Below are 12,537 nucleotides of genomic sequence, written 5' to 3' on the forward strand. Positions count from 1 at the left end.
GAGAGGGCTGGGGTGAGGGGCGCGGGTCTTAGTAGCCCATATTTTTCTTCTTCTCTAACTCTTCTTTCGCCGTATCAGGCAGGTAGAGCGTGGACTTGGTGACCGTCACCTTCTCAGGCATCGTGCCGTCTTTCTTGAATTTCTCCAGCGCGTCGAATGCCGGGCCCGCCATGTTAGGCGTCAGCTCCACGCTGGCATTCGCTTCACCGTCAATCATCGCTTTGTAGATGTCCGGCACGCCGTCGATAGAGCCGGTGAGGATATCTTTGCCCGGCTTCAGGCCCGCTTCTTTAATCGCCTGAATCGCACCGATCACCATGTCATCGTTGTGGGCGTAAACCATGCAGATGTTCTTGCCGTTGTTTTCAGCCTTAATGAAGCTCTCCATGACCTCTTTACCTTTACTGCGCGTAAAGTCGCCGGACTGAGAGCGGATAATCTTGATGTTTGGCGCTTTAGCGATGGCCTCAGCAAAGCCTTTTTTACGGTCAATGGCCACGCTCGCGCCCACGGTGCCCTGCAGCTCAACGACGTTACACGGCTTGCCGTCAACCTGCTTCACCAGCCAGTCGCCAATCAATTGCCCTTCCAGCACGTTGTTGGCGGTCACGGTGGTCATATAGAGGGATTTGTCTTTAACGTCGATGGAACGGTCGAGCAGGAAGACCGGGATCTCAGCGTCTTTCGCTTCCTTCAAGACGGGTTCCCAGCCGGTCGCCACGACGGGTGCAATAAAGATGGCATCCACGCCCTGGGCGATAAAGGAGCGCACGGCTTTGATCTGATTCTCTTGTTTTTGCTGACCATCGGCGATTTTCAGGGTAATGCCGCGTTTCTGAGCCTCGCTTTTGGCAACGTTGGTTTCTGCCGCTCGCCAGCCAGATTCAGAGCCGACCTGCGAAAAACCTACGGTTAAGGGAGCGGCCATCGCCATAGACGACATGGCTGCCGAAACTGCTGTGACAAGAAGTAAGCGCTTCCACATATGAGCGTCCTCGTAGGGGTGTTTATTGTTGGTTAAAAGATGTTCTGCGAAATGACTATAGCCCATGAAATATGTAACGAATTGCGTTACATCACACTTCAGAAAAGTGAATAAAACGTTAATCACAAGTTTGTAATCGCTTTCATTTCACCATGAAAAATGCGGCTGAGTTTATGGATTTTTCTGTCATGGAAAGGGTCTGAAAAGTGGGAAAAGCGGGGAGAGAAAGCGAAAACAGGCGGAGACATTCAGCGCGAGTTGGCTATAATACCTGCCACTTGTTTACCATCCATTTTAAAGGACACCGACATGAGCTTACTCAACGTCCCAGCGGGTAAAGAACTGCCAGAAGACATCTACGTAGTTATCGAAATCCCGGCTAACGCAGATCCGATCAAATACGAAGTGGACAAAGAGAGCGGCGCCCTGTTCGTAGACCGTTTCATGTCTACCGCGATGTTCTATCCGTGCAACTACGGTTACATCAACCACACCCTGTCTCTGGACGGTGACCCGGTTGACGTGCTGGTCCCAACGCCATACCCACTGGAGCCAGGCTCCGTCATTCGCTGCCGTCCAGTTGGCGTGCTGAAAATGACCGACGAATCCGGTGAAGATGCGAAGCTGGTTGCGGTACCGCACACCAAGCTGAGCAAAGAATACGATCACATCAAAGATGTGAACGACCTGCCAGAGCTGCTGAAAGCGCAGATCACTCACTTCTTCGAGCACTACAAAGACCTCGAAAAAGGCAAGTGGGTTAAAGTTGACGGCTGGGACAACGCAGAAGCGGCGAAAGCAGAAATCATCGCCTCTTTCGAACGCGCTGCTAAGAAGTAATTCTTACCGCTGTTAATGAAGGCCCCGCGAGTCGGGGCTTTTTTATGCCTTTAAAAAACACATGAACTCCTGACCGTCGCGATCGTGAGCGTTATACATGCTAAGTTTCTTTCTTCAAAGCATAAAGATGGGCTACATAAAGGCGTTTGACTGTTACGGTAAAGACAGTAAATGGCAGTATCTCTGCATCATGACATTCCAGCTTGCCTGGTTTTTGTTTTACTTATGGATCCCTTATCGAAGCGATTATGTGATTCTGCTGTTTTTACTGTTTTTCCTGCCCGTCATTTCAAGCAATACGCGGTGCATAAACTACTATGGCCGTTCACGCGCCTTGTGTTTTTTATGGCTTATTGCCCCGTACATCATGCTGTTCGTTCCTCTGTTTTTAACCCGACGCCGGGATACAGAAGAGAGTTGAAGAAATAAAAAAACAACGCCACCTCACGGTGGCGTTGTTTTTTTCAGTACTGGTCTCTGTCTAACCAGTTACCGCTTACAATCCGCGTTAACCCTTCGACCGGACGCTGGTAGACGTACATCCACGCACTTCCGTACGGAGTCTGGATCAACTGGCGTGCGTATTCACCGCCCCTGGTGCGCAAGGCATCAAGTTCGGCAAGCGTCGCGTTATCAATACGATAGACTTCACCCTGTACTGTTCCTTCGCCCGGAACCGCGCCTGGATAGTGGCCCAGGCTGTACAACTGGTAGTTCTCGATATTGTAATTCCCCAGCAGCAGGGCATTGGTCATCCAGTGACTGTTGCCTTGCTTGGTTCGTAAACTGCCGTAGACAAATATTCGCATTGCTAAAACTCAAACTGATAGAGCAGATCAAGTGCCTGGTCTACGCCGGACACTGCTTCCAGATATAGCTTGGGCATCAGGCGATAGCGTAACGTGAGAGTTGCCAGTGAGTCAAAGATCCCCACACCATATTTTACCTGCAGACCCGGCAGTACATAGCCGCTGACCACCACCTGCGAGGAGTCGCCCACGCCCTGGGTGTCCAGCGCCAGATTGCTTACGCCGAACGTCTCGCCGATTTTACCCACAACCTGCCCACTTTGTGCAACCCCCAGACCCACTAACATCGAGGTCATCGCCGCACTGTCGCTTTGTCCGCTGTTCAGACCTTGTCCACGCAGCAGATAAGAGAGCGCTTCCTGCTGCGACATCGCCGGGTCAGAGAAGATCTCCGCCTTCGGTTCGTCGGCGGAACCGGTGACGCGAACGCCAGCAATGACGTCGTCTTCCGTCGCTTCCGGGTTACGAATCGCCTCGATGTTCAGCAGGGGCTGATCCGGTGGACCGGAGAACAGCAGCTCGCCTTTGCGCACAATCAGATCCTGACCATAGGCGTGGAAACGTCCTTCAGGAATAGTGATCTGCCCGTTCAGGCCAAGCCCCTGTTTATCCTGCGCCACTTTCAGATCGCCCGTCAGCCTCGCCTTCAGCCCAAACGCATTCAACCGCACGTTATTCCCCACGTGCACGATGAGGTTACTATTGATCGGTATGCCCGCGCTCTTCTGTTCGACAGGTTTCAGATTTTCATTGAGCATCACTTCATCACTTGAGACGCCGACCGCGCTTTCCGGCACGTCGTGAACCACGATGCGCGCCCACGGCACGTCGACGCGCCCGTCAAGCGTAAAGAGGCTTGGCGTGGCTTCAAAGACCACATCAGGCGAAACGTCCAGGCGCACCATTGGCGGTACGGTGATGCGTACCCGGCTGCCCTTCGCGGCAATACGGGCGCGCCAGTTGTCGAGCTGGCTCCAGTCCGCGTCGCCGCTCAGGTTGATTTGCCCTTGCTGCGTCAATACCGAGCCGCTCAGCGTCGAGCTCATACCGTTGAAGTTCATCGCGATCTGGCTGGGCTGCATGTCAAACGGCATGAAGTTACCGTCGATATCCACGCCGCTGAGCCGCATCTGACCGAACAGCTGCGGGCTTTGCACGTTACCGGCCAGGCGCAGGTTAGCGTTCAGCATGCCCTCCGCTTTTTCCCCGCGCGCGAAAATCGGGTTCACCATCGCCAGGTTGAAGTTACGGACGTTGACGTTGCCGCCCAGATTACGCCGTCCCTGCGGATCGGTAATCTGGACCTGCCCGTCCAGCTGACCGTTGTTGGTCAGGCGGATCGTCCACCCCAGCTGCGCGCGATTGTTATGCAGATCGGCACTCAGGTTCAGGGTGTCGAACGCCACCGGCAGCGGCGCGTCGTTGACCTCCTGCGTCACCTTCACGTTACGCCCGGACAGCGTGACGCTGCCCTGCGGCAGCCCCTCTTTGGTGGTGTCCCAGGCCACATCGGCTTTCCCGCTGAAGACGCCGCTGGCCTGGGTCGTGTCCGGCATAAACGGCTTCAGCATCGCCAGATCGAAGCGGTTGAGGTTGATCTGCGCGCGCCCTTCCGCACCCGCATCGATGGTCTGCGGCACGCACAGCTCCGCATTCGGGTTGGTCCAGCAGTGTGGCCCAATGCTTATCTTCTGCTCAGCGTTGCGGTAGTCGAGGGCAATGGCGCGCGAGAGCGCCAGCGGCCCGACCGGCGTATTGAAGCGCGTGTTATCCAGCGTCCCTTTCCAGCGTTCTTCCTTGCGGTCAAAGCTGCCGGTAAGGTGAAGCTGGCCGGAGACCGGCTCGCCCTGCACGCGCAGCTGGAGGTCGTGCTGCTTCTCGTTCCCTTTGGCGTCCAGGGTGACCAGGTTAATGTTCACGTCCGGCTGAGAAATGCGCTCCACGCGCAGGTTCAGGCTACCGCCGATCTGATCGGTGGATTTCACATCCCCTTCCACGCGGACGCGGGCAACGCTCAGCTCCTGCCAGCGCAGGTTATTGGCGGTAATGTCCGCCAGCAGCTGCGGTGCCTCCACCGTACCGCGCACTTTCACGAGGCCCTTCGCCGTGCCGCCCAGACCCGGCAGGGCGTTGTCGAGATTCGGCGCGTCGATGGTGGCGTCCAGATTGAGATCTTTCACCCCCAGCTCGCCTTTGATATCCGCCGTGTTGCGGCCCAGCGCCACGTGCAGCCCCGGGATAACCCACTGCAGATAGCTGTTGCCTTTCACCGAGCCTTCAACGTTAACCTTGTTCTGCTTCACGTTCCCGGTGAGCTTGATTTCCGGCACGTCCATCTGCCACGTACCGCCGTACAGGCTGCCGCGGGTTTTAATCAGGCCATCCAGCTTCGAAGGCCAGTCCGGTACCTCTTTGGCGGTGTTAATGCCCGTCAGCTTCAGCTCGCCGCGCCAGCTGATCGCCTGCTGCCAGTCGAGCAGCGCGGTCAGCTCGGTTTTGCCTTCCAGCGCCGCGACGGTCAGCTTGTCGAGGTTGACCTGCTGTTCGTTGCCCTTCGCATCCAGCGTGATATTCGCAGGCGGCACGCCCTGGCCCTTCACCGCGGTGCGGAACGAGAGCGTGTAGTCGGTCATCTTGCCGCTCAGCTTCAGCTTCAGATCATCGGCCTGGAACTGCTTTTCGCCGGTGAACGGCCAGTAAAGCTGCTTGCTGACAACCTCCAGATTGAGCGGCAGCCCGGCTTCCGCCAGCTGCGTTTGCGCGCGCAGGACCATGTCCACCGGGCCGGAGAGATTCACCCCGACATCCAGCTTATCGCGCAGCGCACCGCCCACTTTGACCTTCACGTTTTCGCCTTTCAGCGGATCGATGTTGAGGGCACTGTTAAGCGTGATGTCCACCGGCCAGTTATCGCGCAGCAGGGCATTCCCTGACGCATTCACCGAGCCCTGGCTGGTGTCGATATCCAGCGCGTCGAGCTTCATGTTGCCGTCAATGCTGCTGACTTTCAGCAGCATGTTATAGACCGTCAGATCGGTATCGCCGGTCAGGCGCAGCTGCTCGCCTTTGAACTCCTCGATATTAAGGTTCAGCGGCAGATGAACGTCGGTCATTTCCGGCAGGACAGGCTTCGAGAAGAGATCTTTCAGCGTTTCGCCCAGCGGCTTTTCTTCCGGCTGCGGGTTCTGGATCTTCGGCTCGACGATCTCTTCCTGCGCCACGTCGGCCACCTTCGGCAGCGCGATCAGCAAGCCCTGCAGGGACGTCGGCGTCAGGGTGAGGTTTTTCTCCTGCCAGCGCAGGCCGGAGGTGAAATCCATCACGGACACGGTAGTGTCGTCGATTTTGATATTGACGTTATCAAGCGCGACCCGATAGAGCGCGATCGGGTACGGCGTGGAGAGATTCAGCGGGCCGCTGTCCTCTTCCTCGACCGGCGCAGACTTCGGCATTTTTTTCGAATCTATCGCCACGTTGACGTCTTTAAGCGACAGATCGTTGACGCAGAGCTTGCTGTCGCGCAGGCAGCCCAGCTTCACCGCCAGGTGGAACTCCCCGGCGTTCACCGCCACGCCCGGCTGCTCGTAGCGGATATTCTTCAGACGCAGATCGCGCCAGCCGCCCGTTACCTGGCCAATCTCCAGCCCCGGCACCCAGCGGTTCGCAGCGTTAAACAGCAGATGCAGCCCGGTCGTCGTTCCCACCAGAAACGCCACCGTACCGAGCAGCAGCACGATAAAAATCAGCACCCCGAGGCTTATTTTCTTCCATAAACTCATAATTCAGGCCCCAGACCGATGTAAAACTGTAATCCGTGCTCTTCTTTGTCGCCGACAGGCAGGGCGAAGTCGAGCTTGATGGGCCCGACGGGTGACTGCCAGCGTACGCCCACGCCCGCGCCGGTTTTGAAGTCGCTGCGGCGGATATCGTTCACCGCTTCGCCACCGTCAACAAACATGGCGCCCCACCACTTTCCGCTGACGTTGTACTGATACTCCAGCGATCCCGTCGCCAGTTTTGACGCACCGGTCAGTTGGCCTTTCTCGTTCTCAGGTGAGATCGATTTGTACTTATACCCACGAATGCTGCGGTCGCCCCCGGCGAAGAAGCGCAGATCCGGCGGAACGCGCTCGAAGTCTCCCGTTTCAATCCAGCCGAGATTGCCGCGCATCACAAAGCGGTGTTTGTCGTACAGCGTGCGGATCCAGACGTTTTGCGCCTGAATCACCGAGAAATCCACGTCGGAGCCCCAGGCGGAGTTGGAATAATCGATGGAGTAGCGCTGTGAGTCGCCCCAGGTCGGCATCAGGCCGCCGCGCGAGCGGGTACGGCTGATCATCACGCCCGGATAAAGCAGCATGGTGGTATTGGTGACGTTGGCCTGGGTAAAGTGGTCCAGGCTCCAGCGCAGGTTAATGGCGCGCTGCCAGCCGCTGGAGAGATCCCAGAAGCGGGAGACCGCAAGCGTCGTCGAGTCCTGCTTGGTGTCGTTCAAGTCGGTGCGCTTAAAACCGCCCTGCACAAGGTAATATTGCTCAAGCGGGTTTTTCAGCAGCGGCATTTTATAGCTGAAATCCAGCTGCTGCTCGGGCGCAGAGAGGCTCAGGCTGGTGGTCAGGCTGTGACCGTACGAGTTCATCCACGGCTTTTTCCACGAGGTTCTCACGCGTGGTCCAACATCCGTCGAGTAGCCAACACCGGTCTCAATGGTGTTCTCGGTGCGCGGCGAGACAACGCCATGCAGCGGCAACACCTTCGTTTTGCGAGACTTATCAAATTCCGGTGCGACAACCACGGAGTTAAACCAGCCGGTAGCGGAAAGACGACGGTTCAGTTCCGCCAGGTCCCTCGACTGGTAGTAATCCCCTTTTTTGAACGGCACGAGGTTTTGCAGATACTCTTCACGAATTTGCGACCCTTCAAACGTCACATCGCCAAAGCGATAGCGTTCTCCGCTGTCATAATCGATATCCCAGAAGGCCTGACGCCGATCCAGCGCAATCCCCAGCTGGCTTTTATTGAACTGGCTGTCGAAGTAGCCCTTACGCAGGGAAACGTTCGTCAGCTCTTTTTTGAAATGATCGTAGTCACCGTGGTTAAGCACGGTACCGATTTTCGGCCGCGTGCTGAGCAGGTCCAGGTAATCCCGGTCGGTACGCGCCCCGCCGCGCAGAATGACGTTCGTGCCGCCAATCAGTACCGGCTCACCCGGCGAAACGCGGGCAATAAGAACCTGGCGCCCCTTCTTTGGCGGCGGGCGGAGATCGAAATCAATGGTGGGTTCGTAATACCCCAGCGCTTTCAGCCCTTCACGGATGGCGTCATCGACGCGCGCGCGAAAACGCCGGTCCGGCGTCACCTCATCACTCTGGATGGTCGACAACTGCGCACGCACGTTTTTTTCCAGCGCCCCGGATAACCCCTCAACCTGCAAACGGACATTCGCCGCGCTGGCAATCCCGCTTGTCAGCAATACACTGACTAAACATAACTGGCGGATTTTTGTCACGTTTTCTCCTGAATATCCCTGTTTCCACCCTGGAAGCAAATGAAGTACCGCTCCGCGGCAAAATACGGCCTGTTGGCCAAAAACCCAAATCACGGGTTGAAAACGGGTGTAACACCCAAATATTTCTTATGATTAAATCTAGACTCATTCAGCGCATTTATTGTGTTCAATTAAACGCTTCGTGACAACCTTAACCGAAACATCGCACCCCGGGAGGCCCCATCGTGAGTTTATTCGACAAAAAGCATCTGGTTTCACAAACTGATGCATTACCGGGACGCAACACCCCTATGCCTGTGGCGACCTTACACGCCGTCAATAACCATTCCATGACCAACGTGCCGGAGGGAATGGAAATCGCCCTGTTCGCCATGGGCTGCTTCTGGGGCGTTGAGCGCCTCTTCTGGCAGCTGCCCGGCGTTTACAGCACGGCGGCTGGCTACACGGGCGGCTACACGCCGAATCCTACCTATCGCGAAGTCTGCTCCGGCGAAACCGGGCATGCGGAAGCGGTACGCGTGGTCTATGACCCTGCAGTCATTAGCTACGAACAGCTCCTGCAGGTCTTCTGGGAAAACCACGACCCGGCGCAGGGCATGCGTCAGGGCAACGACCACGGCACACAGTACCGTTCGGCTATTTATCCGCTCACGCCCGAGCAGGATGCCGCCGCGCGCGCCAGCCTTGAGCGTTTCCAGCAGGCCATGCGTGAAGCGGGCGATACGCGCGAGGTGACGACGGAAATCACCACCGCGAAACCGTTCTACTATGCCGAGGACGATCACCAGCAGTATCTGCATAAAAACCCGTACGGCTACTGCGGTATCGGGGGCATCGGCGTCTGCCTGCCGCCACAGCTGGCCTGATTATCGACCCAGCGCCACGCGAGCCGCGTGGCGCTCAAAGAAGCGACAGCGTTGTCTCACAGCTTAACATTCATCCACCAGCCGCCCCCGCCGGCCATCTTCGCCAAATTGTGACCTCTGGCAGATTTACATCTCTTTACGCTATACTACCCGCTGAAATAATCGGCTCAACGCTACGAGCTGATTTTCAATGTGTTTTCACACAAATGGTATCAACTCCCCTTCTGAGGATCTGGCGAGAAGCCGGATAAACTATGTTAAACAGTATTTTAGTAATACTTTGTCTGATTGCCGTCAGCGCGTTTTTCTCGATATCTGAGATCTCGCTGGCCGCGTCCCGTAAAATCAAACTGAAGCTGCTTGCCGATGAAGGCAACATCAATGCTACCCGCATCCTGAAAATGCAGGAAAACCCCGGGATGTTCTTCACCGTGGTGCAGATTGGCCTCAACGCGGTCGCCATTCTCGGCGGTATCGTGGGTGATGCGGCGTTTTCCCCGGCGTTTTACAGTCTGTTTGTTAAATACATGTCCGTTGAACTGGCCGAACAGCTGAGCTTTATCCTCTCCTTCTCGCTGGTAACCGGCCTGTTCATCCTCTTTGCAGACCTGACCCCGAAACGCATCGGTATGATTGCGCCAGAAGCTGTGGCTTTGCGTATCATCAACCCGATGCGCTTCTGTCTGTACGTGTTTCGTCCGCTGGTATGGTTCTTCAACGGTCTGGCGAACGTGATTTTCCGCATATTTAAGCTGCCAATGGTGCGTAAAGACGACATCACCTCTGACGACATTTATGCGGTGGTGGAAGCCGGCGCGCTGGCCGGGGTGCTGCGCAAGCAGGAGCACGAGCTGATTGAGAACGTGTTCGAACTGGAATCCCGTACCGTGCCGTCTTCCATGACGGGCCGTGAAAACATTATCTGGTTCGATTTACATGAAGATGAGCAGAGCCTGAAGAACAAAGTAGCGCAGCATCCGCACTCTAAGTTCCTGGTCTGTAATGAAGATATCGACCACATCATCGGTTACGTCGACTCCAAAGACCTGCTGAACCGCGTGCTGGCAAACCAGAGCCTGGCGCTTAACAGCGGCGTGCAGATCCGCAATACCCTGATTGTGCCGGACACCCTGACGCTCTCAGAAGCGCTGGAAAGTTTCAAAACCGCCGGGGAAGACTTCGCGGTTATCATGAACGAATACGCGCTGGTGGTGGGTATTATCACCCTGAACGACGTGATGACCACACTGATGGGCGACCTGGTTGGCCAGGGGCTGGAAGAGCAGATTGTTCAGCGTGACGATAATTCATGGCTGATTGATGGCGGCACACCGATTGAAGACGTGATGCGCGTGCTGGATATCGACGAGTTCCCGCAGTCCGGTAACTACGAGACCATTGGCGGCTTTATGATGTTTATGCTGCGTAAGATCCCGAAACGTACCGACTCGGTGAAGTTCTCCGGCTACAAGTTTGAAGTGGTGGATATTGATAACTACCGCATCGACCAGCTGCTGGTAACGCGTATCGACAACAAACCGACCGTACTGGTACCGAAGCTGCCGGACGCGGAAGAGAAGGTGTCGGCGTAAAGCGCCAGCCTCTACAAACATCAACGGCTCCCATTGGGAGCCGTTTTTTTTAACTACTGCATAGCACGTTGGTTAAGCCATCTCAGTCTGCAGACGCATAACCTGACGGTTGACTTCGGACATCACAGACAGGTGCTGTTTGTCCTTCACTTTTGGGACAAGGATCTTGCCCTTATCAAACTCAAAAGCGCCAACATCCTTGATATACAACCGTCCACGGAACAGGATCTTCACGTACTTCGCCACCTGAAGCGGGTTGTAGCGTTGGAAAATTTTCATTCTTGTATCTCCTGCGAATCATACGCTCTTGCGGTGCCACAATCGGCCCGACTGTCCTGAGCGCAAATTTTAATGCCCAATGACTATAGACCAGAACTACGGTGTTACCCAGTGTGCATAAGTTTATTTACCGTTTGATTACAATTATTCAGAATAATCTTTGCAAAGCGTGACCGGGCGCAGTATAAGCCGTCGTTTTTTCATGGATATGTGCGTTCGCCCGCAAACTGGCATCGGGATTGCGGGAAAACCCCATTGATCGCACTTATGATTAAAAGCGCAAGACCAAGTGGTCGGATCACCTGCAAACAATAAGGAAACGCCATGACCCTACGTAATATCCTTGCAGCAGCCTGCCTGCTGCTGCCACTGTGGGCTTCCGCTCACAACATTGAAAAAGGACAACGTGTACCGCCAGTCGGCATTGCTGACCGGGGAGAATTGATTCTCGACAATGATAAGTTTAGCTACAAAGCCTGGAATAGCGCGCAGCTCGCGGGCAAAGTGAGAGTTGTACAACATATTGCCGGTCGTACATCCGCAAAAGAGAAAAATGCTACCCTGGTGGAAGCGATCAAGGCCGCAAAATTCCCTCACGACCGCTACCAGACGACCACCATTGTTAACACCGACGACGCCATTCCGGGCTCCGGGATGTTTGTGCGCTCAAGCCTTGAGAGCAATAAAAAGCTCTATCCGTGGTCGCAGTTTATCGTCGACAGCAACGGCGTAACCCGTAAGGCCTGGCAGCTGGAAGAAGAGAGCTCCGCGATTATCGTGCTGGATAAAGAGGGCCGCGTACAGTGGGCGAAAGACGGCGCGTTAACCCAGGAAGAGGTGCAGCAGGTTGTCGACCTGCTGCATAAGCTGCTGGCTCAGTAAATAGAGACGCGGAAGCCGGGGTTGAGGAAGGATTCGCGCGGGGTATAGTCCAGCGGCTTGCCCTGCCAGTCATGAACATGCGCCCCGGCGGCCGCGGCAACGGCATGACCTGCCGCGGTATCCCAGACGTTGGTTGGCCCAAAGCGAGGGTAGAGCTGCGCATGGCCTTCCGCCACCAGGCAGAATTTCAGCGATGAGCCAATCGAGGTGGTCTGGTGTTCACCCAGCTGCTGCAGGTACTCCTGCAGCTCGCTGTCGCTGTGCGAGCGGCTAATCACCACCAGCGGTGGACGCGCATCGCGCACCTGGATCTGCTTGCGCACGCCGCACTCTTCCTTCCACGCCTTCCCTTCTGCAGCGCTGTACATCACCTTCATTACCGGCGCGTAGACCACGCCCAGCACCGCTTTGCCCTTCTCAATCAGGGCGATATTGACGGTGAATTCACCGTTGCGCTTGATGAACTCTTTTGTCCCGTCCAGCGGATCGACCAGCCAGTAACGCTGCCAGTGCTGGCGCTCGTCCCAGCTTTGCGGCGCTTCTTCTGACAGAACGGGGATATCCGGCGTTAAAGCCTGTAATCCTTTCAGGATCACCTTATGCGCCGCGATATCCGCCGCCGTGACCGGAGAGTCGTCGGCTTTGCTGACCACCTCCATAGGTTTACTGCCGTCATACACCTGCATGATGGCATCTCCCGCATCCCGTGCGAGCTGACAAATTTTATCTAGCATTTTCCACCTCTTTGTTAACGCAGTGAGGTTAACTCTTTGTT

At 55.8% G+C, this 12,537-nt stretch carries 10 protein-coding genes; 4 read left to right on the plus strand and 6 right to left on the minus strand.

Going from position 1 to position 12,537, the window contains the following annotated elements; genetic code table 11:
- Positions 1–28 precede the first annotated feature (28 nt).
- Positions 29–985 carry a galactofuranose ABC transporter substrate-binding protein YtfQ gene (ytfQ, locus tag ACWKXN_RS19005; RefSeq protein ID WP_014882271.1) on the minus strand — a complete coding sequence of 319 codons (957 nt, stop codon included), beginning with the start codon at positions 983–985 and terminating at the stop codon, positions 29–31.
- Positions 986–1,294: 309 nt separating this feature from the next.
- Between ytfQ and ppa the strand changes: the two genes are divergently transcribed.
- Entirely contained in the window at positions 1,295–1,825 is a 531-nt protein-coding gene (ppa, locus tag ACWKXN_RS19010) for an inorganic diphosphatase (RefSeq protein ID WP_010427397.1), read from the plus strand.
- A 464-nt stretch (positions 1,826–2,289) separates the two neighbouring features.
- Here ppa and ACWKXN_RS19015 read toward each other — a convergent pair whose 3' ends face one another.
- The 3 genes from ACWKXN_RS19015 to tamA are packed head-to-tail and all read right to left on the minus strand — an operon-like array spanning position 2,290 to position 8,143.
- The gene (locus ACWKXN_RS19015; RefSeq protein ID WP_014830431.1) at positions 2,290–2,634 is read right to left on the minus strand and encodes a gamma-glutamylcyclotransferase family protein; all 345 of its coding nucleotides are present in this window, start codon (positions 2,632–2,634) and stop codon (positions 2,290–2,292) included.
- 2 nt (positions 2,635–2,636) lie between these two features.
- Positions 2,637–6,413 carry an autotransporter assembly complex protein TamB gene (gene tamB, locus ACWKXN_RS19020; protein ID WP_454544144.1) on the minus strand — a complete coding sequence of 1,259 codons (3,777 nt, stop codon included), beginning with the start codon at positions 6,411–6,413 and terminating at the stop codon, positions 2,637–2,639.
- Positions 6,410–8,143 carry an autotransporter assembly complex protein TamA gene (gene tamA, locus ACWKXN_RS19025; protein WP_454544145.1) on the minus strand — a complete coding sequence of 578 codons (1,734 nt, stop codon included), beginning with the start codon at positions 8,141–8,143 and terminating at the stop codon, positions 6,410–6,412. Before tamA ends, tamB begins: the two co-directional genes overlap by 4 nt.
- Positions 8,144–8,367: 224 nt before the next feature.
- Here tamA and msrA point away from each other — a divergent pair, with 224 nt between their 5' ends.
- Entirely contained in the window at positions 8,368–9,009 is a 642-nt protein-coding gene (gene msrA / locus ACWKXN_RS19030) for a peptide-methionine (S)-S-oxide reductase MsrA (protein WP_029741954.1), read from the plus strand.
- Positions 9,010–9,263: 254 nt separating this feature from the next.
- Positions 9,264–10,601, plus strand: a complete 1,338-nt coding sequence (locus ACWKXN_RS19035; RefSeq protein ID WP_032662457.1) for a hemolysin family protein — start codon at positions 9,264–9,266, stop codon at positions 10,599–10,601.
- Positions 10,602–10,673: 72 nt separating this feature from the next.
- Here ACWKXN_RS19035 and ACWKXN_RS19040 read toward each other — a convergent pair whose 3' ends face one another.
- Complete coding sequence (locus ACWKXN_RS19040; protein ID WP_008501430.1) at positions 10,674–10,880, minus strand: DUF1107 domain-containing protein; 207 nt, start codon at positions 10,878–10,880, stop codon at positions 10,674–10,676.
- 324 nt (positions 10,881–11,204) lie between these two features.
- Between ACWKXN_RS19040 and ACWKXN_RS19045 the strand changes: the two genes are divergently transcribed.
- Positions 11,205–11,762, plus strand: coding sequence for a YtfJ family protein (locus tag ACWKXN_RS19045; protein WP_047059492.1), 558 nt, complete (start codon positions 11,205–11,207; stop codon positions 11,760–11,762).
- Here the strand turns inward: ACWKXN_RS19045 and cysQ are convergent.
- Positions 11,756–12,496, minus strand: coding sequence for a 3'(2'),5'-bisphosphate nucleotidase CysQ (cysQ, locus tag ACWKXN_RS19050; RefSeq protein ID WP_023310160.1), 741 nt, complete (start codon positions 12,494–12,496; stop codon positions 11,756–11,758). The genes ACWKXN_RS19045 and cysQ overlap by 7 nt on opposite strands.
- Positions 12,497–12,537: the final 41 nt, after the last annotated feature.

Source organism: Enterobacter sp. UPMP2060 (assembly GCF_053709655.1).